This is a genomic window from Virgibacillus proomii, from assembly GCF_018916875.1.
Lineage (GTDB): Bacteria > Bacillota > Bacilli > Bacillales > Amphibacillaceae > Virgibacillus > Virgibacillus proomii_B.
Genome location: NZ_JAHLNO010000019.1, coordinates 141,952 through 165,432, shown reverse-complemented (window position 1 = coordinate 165,432; position 23,481 = coordinate 141,952). Strand labels below are relative to the sequence as shown.

General features: G+C 34.2%; 25 protein-coding genes. 15 read left to right on the top strand and 10 right to left on the bottom strand.

The genetic code is table 11. The features are described from left to right. Positions 1–54 precede the first annotated feature (54 nt). The gene (locus tag KQI21_RS08290; protein WP_216483734.1) at positions 55–573 is read left to right on the top strand and encodes a type 1 glutamine amidotransferase domain-containing protein; all 519 of its coding nucleotides are present in this window, start codon (positions 55–57) and stop codon (positions 571–573) included. Between the two features lie 126 nt (positions 574–699). Here the strand turns inward: KQI21_RS08290 and KQI21_RS08285 are convergent, their stop codons facing one another. The 5 genes from KQI21_RS08285 to KQI21_RS08265 form a co-directional block, all read right to left on the bottom strand. Beyond that, complete coding sequence (locus tag KQI21_RS08285; RefSeq protein WP_216483733.1) at positions 700–1,077, bottom strand: winged helix-turn-helix transcriptional regulator; 378 nt, start codon at positions 1,075–1,077, stop codon at positions 700–702. Between the two features lie 453 nt (positions 1,078–1,530). Beyond that, positions 1,531–2,556: an NAD-dependent formate dehydrogenase gene (locus KQI21_RS08280; RefSeq protein ID WP_216483732.1), complete on the bottom strand. Its 1,026-nt coding sequence runs from the start codon at positions 2,554–2,556 to the stop codon at positions 1,531–1,533. Positions 2,557–3,364: 808 nt separating this feature from the next. Next, on the bottom strand, positions 3,365–3,700 hold the full coding sequence (locus KQI21_RS08275) for a hypothetical protein (protein ID WP_216483731.1): 336 nt from the start codon (positions 3,698–3,700) through the stop codon (positions 3,365–3,367). A 1-nt stretch (position 3,701) separates the two neighbouring features. Further along, positions 3,702–5,555 (bottom strand): DUF6792 domain-containing protein, encoded by a 1,854-nt coding sequence (locus KQI21_RS08270; protein WP_216483730.1) that lies wholly within the window; start codon positions 5,553–5,555, stop codon positions 3,702–3,704. A gap of 5 nt (positions 5,556–5,560) precedes the next feature. Continuing rightward, positions 5,561–6,157 (bottom strand): YvcA-related protein, encoded by a 597-nt coding sequence (locus KQI21_RS08265; protein ID WP_216483729.1) that lies wholly within the window; start codon positions 6,155–6,157, stop codon positions 5,561–5,563. A 499-nt stretch (positions 6,158–6,656) separates the two neighbouring features. Between KQI21_RS08265 and KQI21_RS08260 the strand changes: the two genes are divergently transcribed. The 4 genes from KQI21_RS08260 to KQI21_RS08245 all read left to right on the top strand — a co-directional run bounded on the left by KQI21_RS08260 (position 6,657) and on the right by KQI21_RS08245 (position 9,068). Continuing rightward, a complete protein-coding gene (locus KQI21_RS08260; protein WP_216483725.1) occupies positions 6,657–6,878 on the top strand; it encodes a DUF2829 domain-containing protein in 222 nt (73 codons plus the stop codon). 24 nt (positions 6,879–6,902) lie between these two features. Further along, a complete protein-coding gene (locus KQI21_RS08255) occupies positions 6,903–7,658 on the top strand; it encodes a 3-oxoacyl-ACP reductase (RefSeq protein ID WP_216483724.1) in 756 nt (251 codons plus the stop codon). Between the two features lie 134 nt (positions 7,659–7,792). Then, positions 7,793–8,302: a QueT transporter family protein gene (locus tag KQI21_RS08250; protein WP_216483723.1), complete on the top strand. Its 510-nt coding sequence runs from the start codon at positions 7,793–7,795 to the stop codon at positions 8,300–8,302. A 166-nt stretch (positions 8,303–8,468) separates the two neighbouring features. After that, the gene (locus KQI21_RS08245) at positions 8,469–9,068 is read left to right on the top strand and encodes a TetR/AcrR family transcriptional regulator (RefSeq protein WP_216483728.1); all 600 of its coding nucleotides are present in this window, start codon (positions 8,469–8,471) and stop codon (positions 9,066–9,068) included. A gap of 10 nt (positions 9,069–9,078) precedes the next feature. On the opposite strand, the gene KQI21_RS17120 is transcribed toward KQI21_RS08245, so the two are convergent. Genes KQI21_RS17120 through KQI21_RS08235 form a run of 3 tightly spaced genes read right to left on the bottom strand, consistent with a single transcriptional unit; the run spans position 9,079 to position 10,554 of the window. Further along, a complete protein-coding gene (locus KQI21_RS17120) occupies positions 9,079–9,222 on the bottom strand; it encodes a hypothetical protein (protein WP_507236663.1) in 144 nt (47 codons plus the stop codon). Continuing rightward, positions 9,215–9,937 (bottom strand): DUF6792 domain-containing protein, encoded by a 723-nt coding sequence (locus tag KQI21_RS16115; protein ID WP_309245543.1) that lies wholly within the window; start codon positions 9,935–9,937, stop codon positions 9,215–9,217. Before KQI21_RS16115 ends, KQI21_RS17120 begins: the two co-directional genes overlap by 8 nt. 8 nt (positions 9,938–9,945) lie before the next feature. After that, complete coding sequence (locus tag KQI21_RS08235) at positions 9,946–10,554, bottom strand: YvcA-related protein (protein WP_216483726.1); 609 nt, start codon at positions 10,552–10,554, stop codon at positions 9,946–9,948. Positions 10,555–11,055: 501 nt separating this feature from the next. On the opposite strand from KQI21_RS08235, the gene KQI21_RS08230 reads away from it, so the two are divergent. The 9 genes from KQI21_RS08230 (at position 11,056) to nheB (ending at position 18,347) form a co-directional block, all read left to right on the top strand. Further along, a complete protein-coding gene (locus KQI21_RS08230) occupies positions 11,056–11,277 on the top strand; it encodes a DUF2829 domain-containing protein (RefSeq protein ID WP_216483725.1) in 222 nt (73 codons plus the stop codon). A gap of 24 nt (positions 11,278–11,301) precedes the next feature. Further along, positions 11,302–12,057: a 3-oxoacyl-ACP reductase gene (locus tag KQI21_RS08225; RefSeq protein WP_216483724.1), complete on the top strand. Its 756-nt coding sequence runs from the start codon at positions 11,302–11,304 to the stop codon at positions 12,055–12,057. A gap of 134 nt (positions 12,058–12,191) precedes the next feature. Beyond that, positions 12,192–12,701 carry a QueT transporter family protein gene (locus tag KQI21_RS08220; protein WP_216483723.1) on the top strand — a complete coding sequence of 170 codons (510 nt, stop codon included), beginning with the start codon at positions 12,192–12,194 and terminating at the stop codon, positions 12,699–12,701. A 166-nt stretch (positions 12,702–12,867) separates the two neighbouring features. After that, positions 12,868–13,470: a TetR/AcrR family transcriptional regulator gene (locus KQI21_RS08215; RefSeq protein ID WP_216483722.1), complete on the top strand. Its 603-nt coding sequence runs from the start codon at positions 12,868–12,870 to the stop codon at positions 13,468–13,470. Next, on the top strand, positions 13,463–14,401 hold the full coding sequence (locus KQI21_RS08210; protein WP_216483721.1) for an ABC transporter ATP-binding protein: 939 nt from the start codon (positions 13,463–13,465) through the stop codon (positions 14,399–14,401). The genes KQI21_RS08215 and KQI21_RS08210 overlap by 8 nt, the downstream gene beginning before the upstream one ends. Then, complete coding sequence (locus tag KQI21_RS08205; protein WP_216483720.1) at positions 14,394–14,906, top strand: ABC transporter permease; 513 nt, start codon at positions 14,394–14,396, stop codon at positions 14,904–14,906. Before KQI21_RS08210 ends, KQI21_RS08205 begins: the two co-directional genes overlap by 8 nt. 54 nt (positions 14,907–14,960) lie before the next feature. Then, positions 14,961–15,176 (top strand): hypothetical protein, encoded by a 216-nt coding sequence (locus KQI21_RS08200; RefSeq protein WP_216483719.1) that lies wholly within the window; start codon positions 14,961–14,963, stop codon positions 15,174–15,176. An 827-nt stretch (positions 15,177–16,003) separates the two neighbouring features. Next, positions 16,004–17,125, top strand: a complete 1,122-nt coding sequence (nheA, locus tag KQI21_RS08195) for a non-hemolytic enterotoxin subunit A (protein WP_216483718.1) — start codon at positions 16,004–16,006, stop codon at positions 17,123–17,125. 31 nt (positions 17,126–17,156) lie between these two features. Then, complete coding sequence (gene nheB, locus KQI21_RS08190; protein WP_253291364.1) at positions 17,157–18,347, top strand: non-hemolytic enterotoxin subunit B; 1,191 nt, start codon at positions 17,157–17,159, stop codon at positions 18,345–18,347. Between the two features lie 142 nt (positions 18,348–18,489). On the opposite strand, the gene KQI21_RS08185 is transcribed toward nheB, so the two are convergent. Beyond that, complete coding sequence (locus KQI21_RS08185) at positions 18,490–18,894, bottom strand: hypothetical protein (protein WP_216483717.1); 405 nt, start codon at positions 18,892–18,894, stop codon at positions 18,490–18,492. Between the two features lie 258 nt (positions 18,895–19,152). On the opposite strand from KQI21_RS08185, the gene nheC reads away from it, so the two are divergent. Further along, on the top strand, positions 19,153–20,235 hold the full coding sequence (nheC, locus tag KQI21_RS08180) for a non-hemolytic enterotoxin subunit C (RefSeq protein ID WP_216483716.1): 1,083 nt from the start codon (positions 19,153–19,155) through the stop codon (positions 20,233–20,235). Positions 20,236–21,709: 1,474 nt separating this feature from the next. Here the strand turns inward: nheC and KQI21_RS08175 are convergent. Then, positions 21,710–23,065, bottom strand: a complete 1,356-nt coding sequence (locus KQI21_RS08175) for an acetaldehyde dehydrogenase (acetylating) (RefSeq protein ID WP_216483715.1) — start codon at positions 23,063–23,065, stop codon at positions 21,710–21,712. Positions 23,066–23,481 lie beyond the last annotated feature (416 nt).

The following is a 23,481-nucleotide window of genomic DNA, read 5'->3' as shown; positions in this document are numbered from 1 at the left end:
CTAAAATGAACATATGATTTAGAGGCTGATTAATTTAGAAAGGATGAAAATTTTATGGGTAAAAAAATTGCTGTACTTGTTACAAACATGGTTGAGGAAATCGAATTAACTGATCCAGTTAAACATTTTAAAGAAGCGAATCACTCCGTAGATTTAGTTGAACAAGAAGCAGGAAAACAAATTACTGGTAAAAATGGCGGAACATTTACGATTGATAAAGGAATAGATGAAGTAAAAGCGGAAGATTACGATGCACTCCTTGTACCAGGCGGCTTTTCCCCTGACTTATTGCGAATTGATGAACGGAATGCTGCATTTGCGCGTAAATTTATCGAAGCTAAAAAACCCGTTTTTGCAATATGTCACGGGCCTCAATTCCTTATCGATACAGATTTATTAAAAGGCGTCCATGTTACCGGGTTTACTTCTATTCGCAAGGATTTGATCAATGCTGGAGCTATTTTTATAGATGAGGAAGTAGTGGTTGATCAAAATATCGTAACCAGCCGTACCCCTGATGATCTTCCAGCTTTTAACCGGGAGGCATTGAAACTTCTAAACGATAAACTTTAATATTAATAGCAGGCGGTTATTAAAGTGATGGACCGAGTATTTCAAATAATCCCATATCATATTTAGTGGTATGGGATCATTTCATAAGTAGGAGAAATGTTAAAAATGACCTTTGGAAAAACCTTTCTAATTAATGATCCCTTCTTCCTTTAATTGTTGGATGCGTTTTTTCCCCCAGTCGTACATCATTTCAATAATAGGCAATAAAGTATAGCCCAATTTTGTCATAGAATATTCTACTTTAGGTGGAGACACCGGATATACTTTACGGCTGACAATACCATCTTCTATTAGCTCTTTTAACTGGTTGGAGAGTGTCTTATGAGAAATGTTTTCAAATAAACGTTGCAAACTGTTAAAACGGTGCGGGCCTTCAACACCTAAATGCCATAAAATGACTACTTTCCATTTACCACTTATAATAGACAAAGTTAGTTCTTTTTCACAATGATATTCCCCATTTTGTAACTTCAGCTGTATTTCTTCACGCAATGTATGATGCATATAAAATTCCTTTCTCTATTCAGTAAGTTTTGATTTATAAGATAAAGGGAAACGGAAAGAATTTCAAGTAGTTTATCCGATTATTTAGTTGAATTCAAATGGGAAGCGACGCCCAAGTAATATTTAGTTACATATAAAACAAAAAGAAACTGGAATAGTTCCCCGATGATTAATCGTGAAAATGAAATCATTGAAAAAGAAATTATCCGGAGTTTGCGTTAATTAGCATAAGTAAAATTTCAACTTGTTCTCAGCAAAAATTTAGACCATTTATTTTTATACGGAATTATCTCTCTCTTATATAATAATATAATAAGCTAACAAATAAGACATTTGTCCGATTGATTAATTCGTAAACAAAAACAGTCCGCACACTTTTATTATTTCTTGCCTGCTTGGCAGGTTAATTAGATTCGTACGGACTGTTAACTAAGTACCTTGTCAGTATATATATTATTTTTGTGTTTGATAACTTTGATTTGTAACTTTATGATTAGCCACAATCAAATAGGACTCTTTAATCGGCTTGTTGTTTATAAAGCTTGTTAGAATTTCTTGCACACCTTTTTGAATTCTCTCTTGTGCCTCTACAGTCATACCGGAATAATGAACCGTAAGCCCTGTCTGTTTGAGAGAACGCCAAGGATGATCTTTAGGAGCTGGTTGTGGGTACCAAACATCGCCACCATAGCGAATCTTGCCACTTTTAACTGCTTCTGTGATTGCATCTCGCTCCACAATGCCACCTCTTGCACAATTGACAAGTACAGCATTCTCTTTCATCTTACTTATAACATTCTTATCAAATCTATTTTTTGTATCTTTGGTTAACGGTGACTGAATAATGATGATGTCAGATGTTTGTACCAATGTATCAAAGTCTACATATTTAATTCCCATTTGATCTTCCAGTTCTTTTTTTCGATATGGATCATGGTATTGTAACTTTACTTCAAACGGTTTCAAACGTGCAGCTGTTAATTGACCAATACGACCAAATCCGAAAATACCTACCATCTTGCCAATCAAATCATGCGCCTCTACACCTACTTTAGGTAAATCCCATTCACCTTCCTCAGCTTGTCTGTGTCCTTCTTCATAATTCCTTAGCAATAATAATGCTTCCATTACATTTTGTTCAGCAACACTAACATTGTTACTGCCAGGTATTTCAGCTACAGTGATTCCTTTATCTATCGCTGCATCAAGATCTACATGATCAGACCCAATTCCAGCTGTAATTGCCAATTTTAAATTCTTCGCTTTATCTGCCCTTTCTTTAGTAATATAAGCTGGTAAGAAAGGAGAAGAAATAACCACATCAGCCTTCTCAATATGTTCATCTACTTCCCTATCATTCGTAATGATCGTTAATTCATGATCTGTATTTTTTAAAAAGTCTCGCAACCCTAGCGACTTCTCCTTAGATAATAGTTGTGTGGCACTTGTTGTTTCTGGAAAAAGTGTAAGGATCTTCATGTTTAGTCCCCCTTTTGTTATTTGTTCTAAATTAGATCCTTTATGACCTATAAAACCATTCCCCTAGTTTTAACAGTATTAAACATATTCACAATATATTCCAAGTTATTTTTACTTGGAAACACAGGATATTAAATGGGAAACATAGAACAGACATCGATTTTTCAACTGCTTCTTTGAGATTGAAAGACAAGTTTTCTGTTCATAGTCATCATTTCTTTTTTACCAGACATCTAGCTTGTTTTCCGCCCACACCCAAGCTCAGATCTTCTTTTGATATACCTTTTCAGAGAAACATACCCTGTAAAAGAATTAATCTGTAAGCATAGTACCCAAGCCTAAGCAAATCTGATCATTATTTAAATAGCTAGAAAACAGTTTATTCAGATAAAATAAAGTGAAACTTCATTCAGTAGGAGTTTTCTTCCTACCGAATGTTAGTGCCACAAGGGTTGACCTAAAGGCCCTTAAACGAATCGGGTTATTTAGGTGCCGTTTTCTCCCACTTAGACCCTTTTGTACCAACTCAAGCTCTTGAAGTAGGAGTCTTACGGCACCTTACATAGGATAAAATGCTGGATATTAGCATTTATATGTAAACTCAACAAAATCCTCTTTTCTTTCCAGTTATTAAACTTTTTACAGGTGCAGATCCTATTCTTCACATAGAAAGTCCAATATATATTCTAAAACTGTCCTCACTGCTGTAGTAACTTCTGTCTAAAAATTCATCACAAAAAGTACCTATCCGTAAAGCTGAATAGGAATTTCCCTTTGCAAGTGAATCGGCTTTTACATTGAGAGGCAATTAAGCAGATGGAGTATTTTCATAGGTGATGGTAAGGCTCTGCTTTTTCATCTCATCAACTTGCTCGTCTAACCCTTCAACCATTTTATTAATTCGTTTATCTACATGCTCTAGTAAATTACGATTATACGTAGTTAATTTCTTGGTTTCTTCTTTCATAGCTTCAACAATTTCACCCTTCTGCTCTTCGTTAACAATAATGTCATCCATTAATTTTAAAAAAGCGGTATCACATTGATAAATTGCATCTGTATACCCACGAAGAATTTGTTTCTTATGTGTAAGATCCTCACTTGCAACAATTCTTTCTGTTACTGTGATCGTTTCCTCTCTCACTCTATTCCCCTCCAACTAAATCAAACAAGTTCGCTATTTCTTTTTCTTCTGCAAATAAGTCTTCAATTGCCTTTCGATAATTTTCAACATACGTGTACCCTTTTTCTACACTTTTTCTTAAAACATGAATTTCTTCATTTAGATTTGCAGTTTCCAATGGAAAAAAGACTTCATAAACACGAATACGTTTTACTTTTTTATTTAACCGTGAAAAATAAATATGCTTTCTAAGCAGATAACTATATAAATCTGGATTTGCCTCGATATCATCAATTTTACGCATAACTTGAGATTTATTGTTTTCGTAACATTGGGAAATTTCTCTATGGATTGCTGTTTGGAAGTGATCAATTTCAGAAGACTTTTCTTCTAAAACTGCCTTTCCATCTTGATACATGCGCAGCGCAGCTGAAATATTTACCTTTATTTCTTTTTTTCCATGTTTAGTAGAAAAAACCATATCTGTTCCTAGGTAGGACTTCTTACCGCTGGACAAACTGCTTAAAACCTCTGTGATACTATGACTTGCCTTTATTTCTTCTAAAATGGACAGAAGATCTTCTCGTTTTAACACTTCCAAACTATCTTGAATGGCCGTGATGTGTCCCATTAATTTTACTACCGCTGCTATATCCCCACCAATTTGAACAAAAAAGTTTCCGGTGTCCCTTACGCCTACCAATCTCGACAACGTTTCCTGAATAGCATCTAATTCTGTTTCGATATTGGTAAATTCTTTGACAATGAGCTGTTTTTGCGCATTCGATATATACCCTGCCTTCACCAATCTTCCAAAAATTAATTCGGCATTACTGGTAATCATTTTCACTCGTTTTAATACACCAGGTAATTTTTTATCCAACTGGCGAATCATAGTATCAATTTCAGGTTGATATGTGGCGTAGGCTTTAACAGAGTTAAACCAATTATCCATCTTATTTACGACATCCATATTAACACCTAAAATATCGTGCATAACTGTTTTAATACCACCTTGGTTAGAAGCAGTGGTGTACTGAATTGCCAGTTCCTGAAAATCCTTAATCACTTCATCTGGAATATCCTTAATAAGCGAACGAAGCCCTGGATAATCAGGATTCGTATCCATAATCTCTACATTTCCAAGCGTAAAAAACCCGCGTGCTACACTTACAGCATAAAGTGGATCATCTTCTGAAATAACTTGATGAATATTTTTTGCCTTGTCTTTATAGTAAGCTTCAGCAAATTGGCGGAGTTTGTTTGGGTCTATGTCGTAGATGGCGTCAGGATTATTGTATGACATAGAAAAATAACTTCTTACATCATTTGCAAATTTTCTATCGGCGAAATAGAGTTGATAATAATTTGTTTGAGCACCATTAACACTATATACTTTATCAAAGGTTCCGTAGATTAAATGTGCTGTAGTGTTATTATTGTGAGCTAAAGAATGTGATAATCCTATAATGCTAGTCATCTCTTTTTTACTATTTATACCGAATTTATTTATAGTCTCTTCAGTAAATTTGTGTGTGTCCTGTGCTTGAGAATAATCTTTTCCAGCAAACATTGCTTTTATATTATACTCCCAATCTACTATATCTTTTGATCCTTGAGAAATAACATAAAGTTCGTTATTATCGCCGTTATGAGTTTTAAAATGAATTGCAGTCCCATCAAATCCAGTATCTTGTGTTAAAGTAGTTGCTTCAGAAGAATGATATATTTCAATTTCTGCACTAAGCTTCTTTCCATACTCTTCTAGATAAATTTGTTTAATTCTTTTAATCATTTCTTCTTTAGATATATTTTTATATTCTAAATCAATTAATCTTAAACGAAACTCCTCAGTAGTGACTACTTTTTCAGTCATAACTATCATTCACTTTCATTTTCTTTATTTACAAACTGGATTGTTTTTAACCAATCTATTATAAGGCTATTTTCTTTTTCAATATCCTTTGAGCAATTTTCATTCTCTTTATTGCATTCTGACACATAAAAAACTTGAATTCCTCCTACACCACTCAAATTCTGTATATAGCTTACAAATCCAAATTCTCCATTTTCATTTAATGGTGCTATATATAAGCCTCTACCTTGTAACTCTTCTTTTTTAAACTTCAGCTCTTCGTTAGAACTTTTCCTTAACATGTCTAAAATGACTTTTTCATTTCCTTCTTTTTCAGCTGTATATGTAATATCTACAGATGATTTTACAGATTCCTTTTGAACCCCAATCAAATAACTTTCAAACCTTTCTTTTTCCAGAGCATAACTTTTTTCACCAATAATTCCACCAGCCGGAAAATCCATTTTATATTTTCCAGTTCCAGACAAAAATGGGTAGTAGCCAGATCTTGTTTCTTCCGTCGATTGCAAAAAGTTTCGAGTAAATTCATCTTGAAAAGCTCTTACATCCGGTAAGTCTTCCACATTCATTTCAGAAGATTTTCTTGTTTCTTTACTTTCCATTTGACAACCTCCTAAGAAAACTACTATTAACAGTAGTAATAAAATGTAAATTCTACCCTTCACATTTTAGCCTCCAATACGCATGGTAATGTTCCAAAACGATTCACATTTTTCAGTTATGTATAGTATATATTTGAAAATTAGCAAAGTGTAGCAGTAACTGGAGGATTTCTTAAAATAAGCACTTAGTTTCATGAGGAAAGATGGTTAATGGTGGGAGACTTTCATACAAAAGTAATAATTTTGAGAAATGGAAAGAGTATACTTAAAATCGAGAAGTTTATACCAAGTGAGTACCTATAAAGATCTATAGGTGAATTCCTTGTAATAAAAAGTATATTCCCCGGCTCTTACGCTTATTTACTTGCTTCAAGCTTTATGCCAACATATACTTGATTTACAGTTGCTTAATTTCAATATATATGGCTACGTAAATTAATTACCGAACCATACAACTAGCATATTTAAATTTAAAAATACTGAACAAAGGATGATAAATATGACGTTTGAACAAATATTACCTGAATTAAAAGCTGGGAAAAAAATCATTCGTAAAGGGTGGGGGGGCGCTGAATTATATGTGAAACTTGTTAGTGAAAGCCAGTATGATGGCGAAAAACTCAATCCATACTTTTTAATTAATGTATCTGGTGAAGGTTACACGATGTTTACACCTACTGTATGCGACATTCTTGCTGATGACTGGAAAATTATAGAATGACAATACAATCCGTGGAGGTTTTAAATGAAATTTGAAGAGTTTGCAGGACAAACTGTTTTTATTACTGGTGGTGCTTCAGGTATTGGAAAAGCACAAGCGATTTCCTTTCTAAAAAACGGTGCCAATGTGTTTGTTTTAGATAAGGCTGAAGAAAACTTGAAAGAAATGTTCAAGCAATATGAGAATAGTTTTGATTATGCAGTTGGAAGCATTACTGATAAAACTGCAGTTCAGCAATCTGTGAGACAAGCAATTAAGAATTTTAAACAGATTGATATTTTATTAAATACAGCAGGGGTTTTAGATGGTTATGCTAAAACATTAGAAACAGAAGAACAATTATGGGATAAAATTATGAATACGAATGTAAAAGGAACCTATTTTGTGACTAATTCTGTACTTCCTCATATGCTCCAAAACGAAAGAGGAGTTATCATCAACATGGCATCCATTGCAGGTATTGTTGCTGGGGGTGGTGGTGCGGCATATACTGCTTCCAAGCATGCCATTATTGGCTATACAAAACAGCTTGATTATGATTATTGCAGAAATGGAGTACGGGCTAATGCTATTGCACCAGGTGCGATTAAAACGCCAATGAACAAAGCTGATTTTGCTGGAGATGGCCAAATAGCAAAGTGGGTCGCTGAGGAGACACCCGCCGGAAGATGGGCAGATCCATCGGAAGTAGCTGATCTAACGCTGTTTTTAGCAAGTAAAGCTACTGACTATATTCATGGCGCTGTTATTCCTATTGATGGCGGATGGACAAACAAATAATTCTATTGCACAACCAATCTTCTTTGGATATAATAGCTTGGCAAACTTATAAATGTTGCACTGTGACACTTCCTTCTTTGGTCGCAGTTATTACTAAAATAGCTGACAAGCTATTTTACAAAGGAGAATATAAAATGTATAAATCCGTTTCCCATCCATCTTCACCCTCGATGATCTCAGAGCTATCTAAAATTTCTCTTATTTGTGCGCTCTATGTAATAATTACAGTATGGCTGGCTCCAATCAGTTTTGCTGCTATCCAGTTTCGTTTTTCCGAAATGTTTAATTTCCTAGCACTGTACCACAAGCGCTATGTTATTGCAGTAACGTTTGGAGTTATCATCGCTAATTTCATGTCTCCTACATGGTTTTTAGATGTTCCCATTGGTGGTGTTTCCACTTTTCTTGTTTTAATTTTGTGTAGATATGTAACAAAACGGCTCGAAAATGACATTATAAAAATATGTATAACTGCTGTCATTTTCGCTATTTCAATGTTTACTGTTGCAGCACAACTAACTATTCTGTTTGACTTACCATTCTTTTATACATGGCTAACCGTTGGTGTTGGCGAGCTATTGTCTATGACTATTGGTGGAGTGATCATTTATTGGTTGGCGAAGAAAATTGATTTTACAAAATAATTGCAATTAAAATAGAACTTTTAAAAAGTACTTACATCTAAGCAAGCCTTAATAATAGGGCTTGCTTTTGTTATTATACATAGTTTTGTTGACAGATCTCCATGGTCTTGTTATGGTATGACTATAAAAACAATTATAGTCATACATTTTCATCAGGAGGTACAATATGGCTACTGCATTTACTAATAGCGAAAAGGAATTAATCAGGAATAGACTGCATAAGGCAGCAAAAGAATGCCTTGGGAAATATGGTGTAAAGAAAACGACCGTCGATCAGCTTGTCAAAATGGCAGGCATATCAAAAGGAGCTTTCTATAACTTTTACGCAAAGAAGGAAATTCTATTTTTTTATGTCTTAGAAGATTATCAAAATTCGCTGGTAGATAAGCTAACAAAAAAGCTTGAAAAAGAAACTACTATAGGAATTGAACAATTTTCAGAATTAATTTTTGAGCTATATCACAATGTAAGACAATCTTTTATTATGAACATCATTCAACAGCAAGAATTACAATACCTGATGCGAAAATTACCAGAAGAACTACTTATGAACCACCATTCTTTAGATGATATGTTTATGGAGAAAGTTTTTTCCCATATAAAGGTGAAAGACGATGTACATATAAGTGTCGTCACAGCTTCGTTACGAGCTATTTTCATGAGCATGATGTACATGAAAGAAATTGGTGAACAAGATTTCGAGGAAGTTCTGAAACTTTTAATCAAAGGGCTTACCCTACAGATAATCGAGGAGGATAAAAAATGAGTGATGTGATTCATACTGTCAATTTGACAAAAGCGTATGGGCAAGTCCTTGCCGTTAATAATGTTGATTTATCTGTTGCAAAAGGGGAAATATATGGATTTTTAGGATTAAATGGTGCAGGTAAAACGACAATAATACGAATGCTTCTAGGCATGGCTACTCCTACTATCGGAGAATGTTACCTTAACGGCGAAAAGGTTAATAACTTGATGAATATTTTTTGCCTTGTCTTTATAGTAAGCTTCGGCAAATTGACGGAGTTTGTTTGGGTCTATATCATAGACCGCATTTGGGTCTATGGGAGAAATAGAAAATTTACTTTGAACAGTCTCTCTAAATTCAAGATTAGCATTGTAGAGTTGATAATAATTTGTTTGCGCGCCATTTACACTATATATTTCATCAAAAGTATCATATAGTAAATAAGCAGTCGTATTATTATTATGAGCTAATGAATGTGATAAACCAATAATAGATGTAGAATCTTCATTTTTATTGAGGTTAAAATGGCCCTGTGTTGCTTTTACAAATTTATTCGTTGCTTTAGCTTGTCGAATATCTTTTCCTGCTAACATTGCTTTTATATTATAATCCCAATCCTTAATATCCTTAGATCCCTGTGAAATAACGTATAATTCATCTTTTTTATTTTCCTTAGAATCTATATAAATTGCTATACCGTTATATCCGGATTTTTCACCAACTCTTGCCTCTTTTGATGTATATACCTTAATATCTGCTTTCAGCTTCTTCCCGGTTTCCTCCAAATATATTCTCTTTACCTTTTCTATAATTTCCTCCTTCGATAACTTATCGTCGTATCCTAACTGGGTTAATCTTAACCGCATTTCGGACGAATGCATAATCATATCACTCACTATCCATTCACTTCCTTACTTTCATTTATAAAGCGGATGGATTTCATCCAGTCTATAACATGTTTTTCATTCTTTTCTTTATTTTTATTACATTTTGCTTTTTGCTCTTGCCTGCAATCGATTTGATAAACAACTTCAAGTGCCCCATCAGCTTTTTCATTTTGTATATAACTTGCGTATGTATGAAATTCATTCCGCTCAAAGTTTCCATAATAAAATGACTGATTTTCTCCATCTATTTTTTTGAAATTTATATTCTTACCAATCCTAGTACTGAAACTATCTAAATTAGATTCTAATTCATCTGTCGTATCATAAGAAAAATAAAATATCGTAATCATTGCTTCACCAACAATGTCACTCTGAATATGAACAGAGTATTCTTCATAATCCTTTTCTTTTCGTGCATATGACTTTTCACCAATAATTCCACCAGCCGGAAAATCCATTTTATATTTTCCAGTTCCAGACAAAAACGGGTAGTAGCCAGGTCTTGTTTCTTCCGTCGATTGCAAAAAGTTTCGAGTAAATTCATCTTGAAAAGCTCTTACATCCGGTAAGTCTTCCACATTCATTTCAGAAGATTTTCTTGTTTCTTTACTTTCCATTTGACAACCTCCTAAGAAAACTACTATTAACAGTAGTAATAAAATGTAAATTCTACCCTTCACATTTTAACCTCCAATACGCATGGTGATGTTCCAAAACGATTCACATTTTTCAGTTATGTATAGTATATATTTGAAAATTAGCAAAGTGTAGCAGTAACTGGAGGATTTCTTAAAATAAGCACTTAGTTTCATGAGGAAAGATGGTTAATGGTGGGAGACTTTCATACAAAAGTAATATTTTGAGAAATATTGGAAAGAGTATACTTAAAATCGAGAAGTTTATACTAAGTGAGTACCTATAAAGATCTATAGGTGAATTCCTTGTAATAAAAAGTATATTCCCCGGCTCTTACGCTTATTTACTTGCTTCAAGCTTTATGCCAACATATACTTGATTTACAGTTGCTTAATTTCAATATATATGGCTACGTAAATTAATTACCGAACCATACAACTAGCATATTTAAATTTAAAAATACTGAACAAAGGATGATAAATATGACGTTTGAACAAATATTACCTGAATTAAAAGCTGGGAAAAAAATCATTCGTAAAGGGTGGGGGGGCGCTGAATTATATGTGAAACTTGTTAGTGAAAGCCAGTATGATGGCGAAAAACTCAATCCATACTTTTTAATTAATGTATCTGGTGAAGGTTACACGATGTTTACACCTACTGTATGCGACATTCTTGCTGATGACTGGAAAATTATAGAATGACAATACAATCCGTGGAGGTTTTAAATGAAATTTGAAGAGTTTGCAGGACAAACTGTTTTTATTACTGGTGGTGCTTCAGGTATTGGAAAAGCACAAGCGATTTCCTTTCTAAAAAACGGTGCCAATGTGTTTGTTTTAGATAAGGCTGAAGAAAACTTGAAAGAAATGTTCAAGCAATATGAGAATAGTTTTGATTATGCAGTTGGAAGCATTACTGATAAAACTGCAGTTCAGCAATCTGTGAGACAAGCAATTAAGAATTTTAAACAGATTGATATTTTATTAAATACAGCAGGGGTTTTAGATGGTTATGCTAAAACATTAGAAACAGAAGAACAATTATGGGATAAAATTATGAATACGAATGTAAAAGGAACCTATTTTGTGACTAATTCTGTACTTCCTCATATGCTCCAAAACGAAAGAGGAGTTATCATCAACATGGCATCCATTGCAGGTATTGTTGCTGGGGGTGGTGGTGCGGCATATACTGCTTCCAAGCATGCCATTATTGGCTATACAAAACAGCTTGATTATGATTATTGCAGAAATGGAGTACGGGCTAATGCTATTGCACCAGGTGCGATTAAAACGCCAATGAACAAAGCTGATTTTGCTGGAGATGGCCAAATAGCAAAGTGGGTCGCTGAGGAGACACCCGCCGGAAGATGGGCAGATCCATCGGAAGTAGCTGATCTAACGCTGTTTTTAGCAAGTAAAGCTACTGACTATATTCATGGCGCTGTTATTCCTATTGATGGCGGATGGACAAACAAATAATTCTATTGCACAACCAATCTTCTTTGGATATAATAGCTTGGCAAACTTATAAATGTTGCACTGTGACACTTCCTTCTTTGGTCGCAGTTATTACTAAAATAGCTGACAAGCTATTTTACAAAGGAGAATATAAAATGTATAAATCCGTTTCCCATCCATCTTCACCCTCGATGATCTCAGAGCTATCTAAAATTTCTCTTATTTGTGCGCTCTATGTAATAATTACAGTATGGCTGGCTCCAATCAGTTTTGCTGCTATCCAGTTTCGTTTTTCCGAAATGTTTAATTTCCTAGCACTGTACCACAAGCGCTATGTTATTGCAGTAACGTTTGGAGTTATCATCGCTAATTTCATGTCTCCTACATGGTTTTTAGATGTTCCCATTGGTGGTGTTTCCACTTTTCTTGTTTTAATTTTGTGTAGATATGTAACAAAACGGCTCGAAAATGACATTATAAAAATATGTATAACTGCTGTCATTTTCGCTATTTCAATGTTTACTGTTGCAGCACAACTAACTATTCTGTTTGACTTACCATTCTTTTATACATGGCTAACCGTTGGTGTTGGCGAGCTATTGTCTATGACTATTGGTGGAGTGATCATTTATTGGTTGGCGAAGAAAATTGATTTTACAAAATAATTGCAATTAAAATAGAACTTTTAAAAAGTACTTACATCTAAGCAAGCCTTAATAATAGGGCTTGCTTTTGTTATTATACATAGTTTTGTTGACAGATCTCCATGGTCTTGTTATGGTATGACTATAAAAACAATTATAGTCATACATTTTCATCAGGAGGTACAATATGGCTACTGCATTTACTAATAGCGAAAAGGAATTAATCAGGAATAGACTGCATAAGGCAGCAAAAGAATGCCTTGGGAAATATGGTGTAAAGAAAACGACCGTCGATCAGCTTGTCAAAATGGCAGGCATATCAAAAGGAGCTTTCTATAACTTTTACGCAAAGAAGGAAATTCTATTTTTTTATGTCTTAGAAGATTATCAAAATTCGCTGGTAGATAAGCTAACAAAAAAGCTTGAAAAAGAAACTACTATAGGAATTGAACAATTTTCAGAATTAATTTTTGAGCTATATCACAATGTAAGACAATCTTTTATTATGAACATCATTCAACAGCAAGAATTACAATACCTGATGCGAAAATTACCAGAAGAACTACTTATGAACCACCATTCTTTAGATGATATGTTTATGGAGAAAGTTTTTTCCCATATAAAGGTGAAAGACGATGTACATATAAGTGTCGTCACAGCTTCGTTACGAGCTATTTTCATGAGCATGATGTACATGAAAGAAATTGGTGAACAAGATTTCGAGGAAGTTCTGAAACTTTTAATCAAAGGGCTTGCCCTACAGATAATCAAGGAGGATCAAAATGAGTGATGTGATTCATACTGTCAATTTGACAAAAGCGTATGGGCAAGTCCTTGCCGTTAATAATGTTGATTTATCTGTTGCAAAAGGGGAAATATATGGATTTTTAGGTTTAAATGGTGCAGGTAAAACGACAATAATACGAATGCTTCTAGGCATGGCTACTCCTACTTTCGGAGAATGTTACCTTAACGGCGAAAAGGTTAATCCGGGAAAGGTAAACATTTGGCGTGATGTAGGCTATATTGTGGAAACACCCTATTCCTATCCTGAGCTGACCGTAAAAGAAAATCTTGAGATTGTCCAGAAGCTAAGAGGAATCACAAATAAAAGCTTTGTGAATTGGATTATCAAGAAATTAAAGTTAGAAGCATACGCTTCAAAGAAAACGAAGCATCTGTCTATGGGTAACAACCAAAGGCTCGGGATAGCAAAAGCACTAATTCACAAGCCAAAAATTTTAATATTGGATGAGCCAACAAATGGATTAGATCCTGCCGGAATTGTTGAAGTTCGGCATCTTCTTAAGGACTTAGCCAAAAATTCAGGCATAACCATTCTTGTCTCTAGTCATAAGCTGGATGAAATTTCAAGATTGGCTACAAATATCGCCATCATACATAATGGAGAATTAATCAAGAAAATAAACGGAGAGCAACTAGAAAAACAGTTACACAAATCCTTATTGGTAGATGGAAAAGATAGAACTGCTATTAAAGACATTCTTTCTAAAGCTGGATACAAGGCTTCTATTTATAGTAGTGACGAATCTTCTCTTTTACAAATAAGTGAAGAAGATGCTATCAATAATCCAGAAAAAATTGCTACATTGCTTGTAAATTCTGGTCATTCCCCAATGCTATTAAAAGTGGAAAAGGAAGATTTGGAAATGTATTTTTTAAGAACGATCAAAAGCACTGGAGGGGATAAAAGTGAGTAAGTTTGTCACAAGCACTTCCGTAGAATTCAAAAAATTTTTTCGTTCAAAAATTCCTTTAATAACATTACTTGCATTTACTCTAGTACCTTTTATTGGTGGATTTTTTATGTTTGTTTTAAAGAATCCTGACTTTGCAGAAAGGTTAGGGTTTATATCAAAAAAAGCGCAGATTATGGGAACAGCCGACTGGCCCTCTTATCTTAGTTTGCTTACACAAGCAATTTCTATTGGTGGGTTAATCATTTTCGGGTTTATTATTAGTTGGATTTTTGGCAGAGAATATTCCGATAGAATCATTAAAGATCTATTAGCACTGCCCATATCTAGAAATATAATTGTATTGTCAAAATTTATTGTAGCTATTATTTGGTGCTTGATTTTATCTATATTTGTATTAGTCCTTGGATTAGTAGTTGGAAATATGGTGAATATACCCGGCTGGTCACAAGAGATTATCGTTCGAGGTTTAATGATTTATAGTGTTTGTGCAGTATTGACATATTAGTTTCTACACCAGTCGCTTTATTTGCAAGTGTTGGACGTGGCTATTTGTCTCCTCTTGAGATTTATGGTCTTTACACTCGTATTGGCGCAAATAGTTACAGTAGCAGGATATGGTCAATTTTTCCCTTGGTCTATTCCAGCGCTTTCGAGTGGTGCAGCTGGAAACAAAAGTTTTATCGTTGAAGGAATTAGCCTAACTATTTTACTTTTAACAACTGCAATAGGATTAATTAGTACGATGCTTTGGCGGAGATATGCCGATCAAAAATAGAAGCTGCAAACTAGTAAAAATAAGTCGCCTTTTCTCTAAGCAAATAGGCTTCACTTCATTCTAATACTTATCCCCTAACTGGAATCTATTAGTGAAAATACTACCTAAAACTTCCTTCAGAAACATAAAACAACTAAAAAGCTAATGGCATCCCTATTTCTTTCGATAAATAAACATTAGTAACCCTTACCTTTCTCGTTAAATAGACATCAAGGTAAGGGGGTTAAACTTTTTTAATATATTTGTTAATTTTGTAACCGTTATTTCATTAATGTTTAATTTTATTGCCATAATAAGCAAAAAATGTAGTATTATAGAGTAAACTAATTGAACTTAAACGCAAATTATCTAATATTCAGATGGTTATTATGAATAAAAAATGAAAAGTAAACATATAGAACCATTATGTTTATCCCGTTCCTAGTTGTTTTTACTATTAAGACAAACACTTGTTACAAGTTGATTTAAAAATCTCCTTTAGAAAAATAATTTTCCGAAAAAGATAAAGTGAAGTTCCATTTGACAAACATTTTACCTCATCCCTTACTGAATGTTAGTATCAAAAGAGTATGCCCTAAAGGCCTTTGAATGAAATCAAGAATTTAAGTTGCTATTATCTTCTCGAGATTTTTTCGTATTCTCCATAACTCTTGAATACGGCACCTTACATTCGAGGTAAAAAAATTACAGCAATACATACTTCTTAACTAAGTTAATAACTTAATATTCTTATATATTAAGTTAAAATAAACTGGTTAATCTTGCTAGAAAGCTATTCATATTAGCTAAAAAACTACAGGATTGTCAGCCAAGGAGGAGATTTTTCAATGAAGAAAAAATTAGCAGCATTTTTTATGATTTTGGGTATCATTTTAAGTGCCATGATCCCCCAAAATGTGTTAGCCGAAACAAATAAGGAACTTAGATCAATCACATTCTCCAATTGGATAAGGACATTAGGATCACAATACCCGCTGTTACAATCGTACGGACTTGTTGTTTTAAAACAGCCAACCCTTGATATAAAAAACATGAACAGTTTAACTAATCATCAACAAATTGCTAGAGAGAATGTCCGTGAGTGGCTGGATGAATATAGTCCACAACTAATCTATTTAAATGAAAACATGAATGGTCTAAGTCAACGGGTTGATCAATACTACACTCGTTTATATGAATTAGCTGGAGAAATTGATAATAATGAACAAGCAAAAACAGACTTTTTAAATAGATTCAATCGGCTCCTGGGCAATGTTGAGGATATGCAAGCAGATTTAAAACGAACATCCTTAGATCTAAATGCCTACAAAGATCTTCTTGATTCTGATAGCAAGGCATTTTCTGAAAAAGCAACGAAAGCAGTTGAATTATTAAATGGACAGAACAGTGAAGCGGTACAAATAAGAGAAACTGTGAAGGTTCTATTAGCAGAAATCCAAGATGAGCTTATTAAAATTATCACTAATCCAGACGAAGTATATGATTTTTCATTTAGATTTGGAAAGTTACTTTATAATACGGTTAAAACAAGTGCCGAAACTCAAACAGTTGATATTGCATCCATTGAAGCTATTAATAAAGAAATAGCGAATGCTACTAGCTTTAAAACAAAACTATTAGCTACAACCATCCAACAAAAACAACAGGAAGTAACCGCCCTAATGAAGAAACTGTCTAAATTTGAGCAACAAGCAACAGAAGTTACCATCGTTGAAGATCAAATCATTGGTTTTGCTGAAATGGTAAAACGGGAGATTACTATTTTTGATTATATTGTCAATGAATTTACAACCTTAAATAATATCATGGACAAGTTAAAGGATGATGTGTTTTCTGGAGAAGTAAATCCTTCTGAATTGCAAAGCCAGTTAAAGCACTTAAAGGAAATTATGTTGCATATCAACAAACAGACAGAACAATTTGAAGGTTTTACTACAAACATAAAGTAAAAATTCAGCTCTTTTGTTAGGAGGAACCAAATTGGCAAAAAAAATATATAAAACTTTTCTTTTTCCAATAATGGCAGTAACAATAGTGTTTAGTAATATCGCACCATCCTATGCCTATGCAGAAAATGCAACCGAAGAGCAAGCTCAAACAAATCCAACCGACATATACAATAAATTTGAATTAGGTCCGGATGGTCTTAGAGAAGCGATGAAAACAACCGGATCCAACGCACTGGTCATGGATCTTTATGCCTTGACAGTCATTAAACAGCCCAATATAAGCTTTAAAAACGTAAATTCCATTGAAACAAATTTACAGAATAAAATATTAGGGGATCAGGACAACGCAAGAGAAAATGCAAAAGAATGGCTCGATCAATTAAAACCGCAATTAATAGCAACGAATGAAAATATTATTAATTATGATAATAAATTTGCAGGGTATTATAATAAGTTATTAGAAGCTACAGAAAATAAAGATACACAAGCTTTAACTGCAAGATTAACAAGACTTTCTAATAGCGTTTTGGAAAACAAACGGGAAGTCGATGAGTTAATTGTTGATTTAAAACAGTTTAGAGAAAAATTACAAACCGATACACAAAACTTAAAAGCAAACACTAACCAATTATCGACCATTTTAACGAGCCAGAATACAGGTGTTCCGCTTTTTCAAAAACAAATTGACGCATATTATGAATCGATAAGTAAATATAACAATATCCTGATAGCATCTTCAGTAGCTACTGCAGCAGGACCAATTACCATTGTAGGAGGTGTAGCTGTACTGGTTACAGGCGCCGGAACTCCCCTTGGTATAGGTTTAATTGCTGGAGGAGCAGGAGCAACCGGAGGAGGGGTAACAGGAATTGTGTTAGCTAAACAAGGAATAGATCAAGCGCAAGAAGAAATTAAAGTTCTTACCGGAAATATAGAAGAAGCACAAATCCAGTTGGCTAGTATAACTGCAATTAAAAAGCAAATGGAATTCTTAACAGATACAATTGACCTTGCTATCGATTCCTTACAAAACATATCTACTCAATGGAGTACAATGGAAGCAAAATATAGAAGCTTAATTAGTAACATTAATATAATGGATCCGGAAGACTTTGAGCTTTTAAAAGAAGATTTAGTAATTGCTAAAACGAGTTGGAGCAATATTAAAGACTATGCAGAAAAGCTATATGTAGAAGAAATTGAAATAGTAGATCATCAATAAGTATAGGTTGGGGAAGTACTTTCAAACATACTTCCCCTATTTAGAAAAACTTGGCTTGTCGCCAAGTCTTTATGGCGAAAGCTATAGTTTTTCTTATACTATAAACCATAAAGTTCTATACTTTCCTATAGTGGAATAAAAGCTAAAACCGCTCGGTTACCAACATACAACCGAGAGAATCTCTTATGAGATCGAGTAAAACTTCATTCAAAGGGTTCTTTTCTTCTTGAAAAAGAAGAACACTTTTTCTGCGTGCGATGTATTGCTGTAGAAGCAACTCTGTCCTTGAAAAAGAAAAACGCTTTTTCTGCGTGCGATGTATTGCTGTAGAAGCAACTCTGTCCTGTGAACCCGAACGAATCGGGAATTTAGAGTTATTTTCTCTTATAAAGGTCGCAAAATAATAAGCAGATTTTTCAACTTTCCGGCGCTCCGTCTCGACTTGGGTGCATTCTCTCCCAACTTTCCCGGCGCTCCGTCTCGACTTGAGTGCATTCTCTCCCAACTTTCCGGCGCTCCGTCTCGACTTGGATGCATTCTCTCCCACGAGGGAAATACTGCTTTCATTTGGGATAAAGAAAACCCCTGCAACAGGGGAATGCCGATGTTGGACGGCAAACCCGCTTTTAGTCGATCTTCCTTCCTAGATTCAAAGCATATGTTGACTTATTACGGAAAGAAGAGCGAAGTTTGCTAACCGTTTAAGCACTTAAACTAGACGATACTATTTTTTGAAAAAGATATCCCACTATGTACTAATTTTATAATCTCCTATAAAATAAATAGTCAAAAGTGGGTGATAACAATGAAAAAGAGTTTAATTAAAAAAATAATCATAGCAGTGATCACGATTATTTTTACAATGACTTACCTATTTCCACTAAATATAGTAACCGCACAACAACAGGGAAATGAACTTGGACCGGATAATTTCCAGGAAAAATTAGAAACCGCTGCTTCAAGCATTGTTGTTATTGATTCTTATGCACATTCCGTTCTCGATAGTCAATTACCCCAATTAAATGGAATAAGCTCTGTTGATAATAATTTAAAAGTAAATATACGTACTAACTTTACAGACGCCCAAGAAAATGCTGCTTATTGGTTAGATCAATTAAAACCAAATATTAGATTATCCATAAAAACCGTAGTAGATTTTAATAAAGCCTGGCAAGATCATTATAATCATTTATTAAGCGCAATTGAGCAAAAGAATGATCAACATGTACAAAAAGAAATAGATGAATTGTATCAAACGATTTTAAGAAATAATGAAAAAGTTGATGATATGATAAAGGATTTGACGACATATCGAGATAGCATTAGCGAAGATGTAAAGCACTTTAAAGAAAATTCTAATCAATTGCAAGTTATTTTATCACAATCGGATGCCAGCATCCCCATGTTAAAAAAGCAAATTGAACATTATCACAGGATCATAGAAAATGCGAAGTGGAAAATAGGTGGTGGAGCAATATTATGTGGACTTATCATTTTTTGTATTGCCGGAGGACCAATAATAGCTGAGGCTGTTAAAGAAAAAGACAACGCAGAGAGCCAAATTGCTAGTTTACAAGCGCAAATTTCAGGTATAGAAAAAGAAGTAGTTATTATAACAGACATAGAAAATAAGCTTACAAATATGACAGATACCATTGATAAAGCCATTGACTCGCTTCAAAACATTTCAAATCAGTGGCATGTTATAGCTGCAAAATACCGTCATCTAGTAAATAACGTTGCTGTTTTTGATGCACAAGATTTTGAGTTGTTAGAAGAAGATTTAACTATAGCAAAAACTAGCTGGGAACAGTTAGAACAATTTGCCACTAAGGTGTTTGAAGCACTAAAAAAAGAAAATATGATCGAAACTGTTGATGTTGGATAACCATGTGGAATCAGCACTAAGAGTATAGAATAAAAACATCCTGCTCATGACGGCCGTTCATCTCTGTCATGAGCTTATTTTTACTGTATGTAACATATTTATCCTTGGTCAAGTTTTGACTTTTAAAATCCAGAGTATTTTATAACATTTAGTTTCCTCTCTTCTATATTCTTATTTGGTAGCATAGCAGTTTTTTCAGCAAAGCTGAACAGTTGACAACTCAAAATAATGAGAAGCATTCTCTAGTTCAAATGCAGTATATGGAGAAATTTTGCATTCAGCAGATTGTCTACAAATGAAGTCCGACTACCATGTCCCTGTTTATTTTAAATATGTATCCACCTAACTCCTGTCCTGTGACCTCCATTTGTAATAACATAAACAGCTGCATTATCTGATACTTGATATTGAGTCTGCTCAGTCTAGCACTATTTTCTCGATTAATATAATTTTCTTCAGGTTCTTTGGCATACTATTCTAGTTGATCCTAATCAGATGAAACTTAAAAAATAACTGCATAGATTAACATATATCTTAATAATCACTATGTCAATCAAATTTCCTAATTTACAGATAATTATTCTCTGCTATTGCATGTTTAAAAGAGAATAAATAGTCTTTCGTTCAGCTAAGACCTCGGCGTCATTTGAAATATAGCGGTTGTATCACGGGATAAGTCTTTGTCCTGTCAATCGGCAACAAATCGTATTTAGGAGCCGTTTTTATCACATAGTACTTAGGATAATAAAAGATGTTTGATGGAAGAGATATACAAATCGTTACATAAGGGTAAATTCAGTTTACATTAGCTTTCAGGGCAGTAACAATTGCAAATAATACAGCATGCGCTAGCATCCTCTTTTTCTAGAAGTGTCTCGTACTATGGCTTCAGCTGTTTTCTAGTCCAGCAAACATTCACATAACTGGTTACACAATATGTTCTATGTTTTTAGCAAGCTTCCAGGGTGAGTACACATTCTTCCCCTCCATATCCTTACTTTATTTACTTGATGTACCATTTGGCAGCATGGACTTTGACTTGTATGGAGGTCTGATCTAAGTCACTAGTCTGATACGAAGCGTATGTTCCTCGAAAACTTAGACTTGCTGCTGACTTCCTGAAGATTCTAGCTTACCTAGATATCCTTAACTTATACTAAAAACTACTATTTTCGTAGTTCAAGAACTCTATAGAATATACACAGGTCTAATTCGCTTAAAAGGCATGAGTCCTTACAATATCGAACTCATGCCCAACAGGCTGATAATAAAATAAGCTGTCTCTTTTGGAAGACACTTCGACGTAAAGATACTTTTTTGTTTACTATTAGAAAGAGACAAAGTTTGTTTATATTGTCAATCCATTGACAATATAACATGGTTTAGATATATAGGATGATAAAACGTTATAAAACAAGTATTGCATGATAATGAATCGGTTATAGCCTATAAATAAAGAGGAACCCTTATATTTTTATTGTTTATCGTAAGCGACACGATTAATGTTCATTAATTGACGTACACTCACATTATCTGTAATGCTACTTCCTCCGATTGCTCCACAACCTAACGTTAGTGAAGGAGCAAGGTTAGTTGAGAAGCCAATTCCGCCAAATGTTCCAGGGGTATTTATTAAAATTCGTGATGCTTTAGTGCGCAATCCAAAATCTTCTACTTGCTGATCGTCACTAGTATGAAGAATAGCCGTATGACCAGCACCTTCATTTTCTAAAATAGCATTACAGATTGTCACTCCCTCATCCCAATCATTAACTGTATACATTGCTAAAATTGGAGTAAGCTTTTCACGAGAATATGGATTGTCATGACCGATAGTTGTCTGTTCAGAGATCAAAACAGTGGTGTCGGCAGGAACAATAATACCACATAGCTTGGCAATTTCGGTTACCGGTTTTCCAACTATTTGCGGATTCATCGTGCCATTTTCTCGCATAATAAACTTCGCAACCTGCTCTGACTCTTCTTTATTCATAAAGTAAGCGTGGCGCTTTTTAAGTTCATTCACAACTTGATCCTTTATACTTTTCTCCACCACTATAGACTGTTCTGAGGCACAAATAGTACCATTGTCAAACGTTTTACTCGTAATAATTTTATCAATGGCAGCTTCTATATCCGCTGATTTTTCAATAAAAGCTGGCCCATTTCCAGGTCCAACACCAATTGCCGGGTTGCCCGAAGAATAAGCGGCTTTTACCATCTGTCCGCCACCAGTAGCTAAAATTAGTGCCGTATCCTCATGCTTCATTAATGCTTGCGTTCCTTCTAGCGTTGGTGTCTCAATTACTTGTACTAATCCTTTCGGTGCGCCTGCATTTACCGCTGTCTCTTCTACTAATTTTGTTGCTTCTACAATACAATTCACTGCATTTGGATGAGGTGATAAAACAATTGCATTTCTAGTTTTTAATGCAATTAATGTTTTAAAAATAACGGTTGATGTCGGATTTGTTACAGGTACAAGTGCTGCAATTAATCCCATTGGCACTCCAACCTCAATCACTTTATTTACTTCATCGCGATGAATAATCCCTACCGTCGGCTCATCTTTAATGCTTTCATAAACTTGTTGACTCGCAAATAGATTTTTCGTTGTTTTATCTTTTACATTACCGAATCCTGTTTCTGTATGTGCTTTTATTGCTAAATCTTCTGCAGCTTCTGTTAATACTGTCGCAACAGATTTGACAATCTCATCTACTTGTTCTTGGGTAAAACTGGCATATATTTGTTGAGCCTGCTTGGCTTTATGAATGAGTGATTCAACCTCATATTCTCTAACGCTTTCTTTTGCTAAATTAATAGCCATGTTTGCCATCCCCTTTTCAATAATTTTCTATAACTCTATGATAAAGCGTTTACATAGAAGGCGTTAGGATTATTTTTTGTTGTTTTTGGACTATTTCGACACTTGATCAACATTTCACAATTTTATTGATCAACAAAATCAATGTAACCATGGTATACTTATAATAGGATATTAGAAAAACTTGGCTTGTCACCAAATCTTTATGGCGAAAGCTACAGTTTTTCTTATACTATAAACCATAAAGTTTTATACTTTCCTATAGTGTAAAAGATCAGCAGAGGATCTCTACTCTTTACTGATTAGGTAAAAACCAATCGAGACTTTATTGAAAGTTGTGTCCCTCTAACTTAACCTTTTGAATTGTGCCTGATTCTTTAAGATGAGAAAGTTGCTACTAGATATTACAGGATATGTCA

What these genes read in the sequence shown, in the direction of transcription:
- KQI21_RS08290 (WP_216483734.1), top strand. Translation starts at nt 55, where the DNA reads ATGGGTAAAAAAATTGCTGTACTTGTTACAAACATGGTTGAGGAAATC.
- KQI21_RS08285 (WP_216483733.1), bottom strand. Translation starts at nt 1,077, where the DNA reads ATGCATCATACATTGCGTGAAGAAATACAGCTGAAGTTACAAAATGGG.
- KQI21_RS08280 (WP_216483732.1), bottom strand. Translation starts at nt 2,556, where the DNA reads ATGAAGATCCTTACACTTTTTCCAGAAACAACAAGTGCCACACAACTA.
- KQI21_RS08270 (WP_216483730.1), bottom strand. Translation starts at nt 5,555, where the DNA reads ATGACTGAAAAAGTAGTCACTACTGAGGAGTTTCGTTTAAGATTAATT.
- KQI21_RS08265 (WP_216483729.1), bottom strand. Translation starts at nt 6,157, where the DNA reads ATGGAAAGTAAAGAAACAAGAAAATCTTCTGAAATGAATGTGGAAGAC.
- KQI21_RS08260 (WP_216483725.1), top strand. Translation starts at nt 6,657, where the DNA reads ATGACGTTTGAACAAATATTACCTGAATTAAAAGCTGGGAAAAAAATC.
- KQI21_RS08255 (WP_216483724.1), top strand. Translation starts at nt 6,903, where the DNA reads ATGAAATTTGAAGAGTTTGCAGGACAAACTGTTTTTATTACTGGTGGT.
- KQI21_RS08250 (WP_216483723.1), top strand. Translation starts at nt 7,793, where the DNA reads ATGTATAAATCCGTTTCCCATCCATCTTCACCCTCGATGATCTCAGAG.
- KQI21_RS08245 (WP_216483728.1), top strand. Translation starts at nt 8,469, where the DNA reads ATGGCTACTGCATTTACTAATAGCGAAAAGGAATTAATCAGGAATAGA.
- KQI21_RS17120 (WP_507236663.1), bottom strand. Translation starts at nt 9,222, where the DNA reads ATGCCTAGAAGCATTCGTATTATTGTCGTTTTACCTGCACCATTTAAT.
- KQI21_RS16115 (WP_309245543.1), bottom strand. Translation starts at nt 9,937, where the DNA reads ATGATTATGCATTCGTCCGAAATGCGGTTAAGATTAACCCAGTTAGGA.
- KQI21_RS08235 (WP_216483726.1), bottom strand. Translation starts at nt 10,554, where the DNA reads ATGGAAAGTAAAGAAACAAGAAAATCTTCTGAAATGAATGTGGAAGAC.
- KQI21_RS08230 (WP_216483725.1), top strand. Translation starts at nt 11,056, where the DNA reads ATGACGTTTGAACAAATATTACCTGAATTAAAAGCTGGGAAAAAAATC.
- KQI21_RS08225 (WP_216483724.1), top strand. Translation starts at nt 11,302, where the DNA reads ATGAAATTTGAAGAGTTTGCAGGACAAACTGTTTTTATTACTGGTGGT.
- KQI21_RS08220 (WP_216483723.1), top strand. Translation starts at nt 12,192, where the DNA reads ATGTATAAATCCGTTTCCCATCCATCTTCACCCTCGATGATCTCAGAG.
- KQI21_RS08215 (WP_216483722.1), top strand. Translation starts at nt 12,868, where the DNA reads ATGGCTACTGCATTTACTAATAGCGAAAAGGAATTAATCAGGAATAGA.
- KQI21_RS08210 (WP_216483721.1), top strand. Translation starts at nt 13,463, where the DNA reads ATGAGTGATGTGATTCATACTGTCAATTTGACAAAAGCGTATGGGCAA.
- nheA (WP_216483718.1), top strand. Translation starts at nt 16,004, where the DNA reads ATGAAGAAAAAATTAGCAGCATTTTTTATGATTTTGGGTATCATTTTA.
- nheC (WP_216483716.1), top strand. Translation starts at nt 19,153, where the DNA reads ATGAAAAAGAGTTTAATTAAAAAAATAATCATAGCAGTGATCACGATT.
- KQI21_RS08175 (WP_216483715.1), bottom strand. Translation starts at nt 23,065, where the DNA reads ATGGCTATTAATTTAGCAAAAGAAAGCGTTAGAGAATATGAGGTTGAA.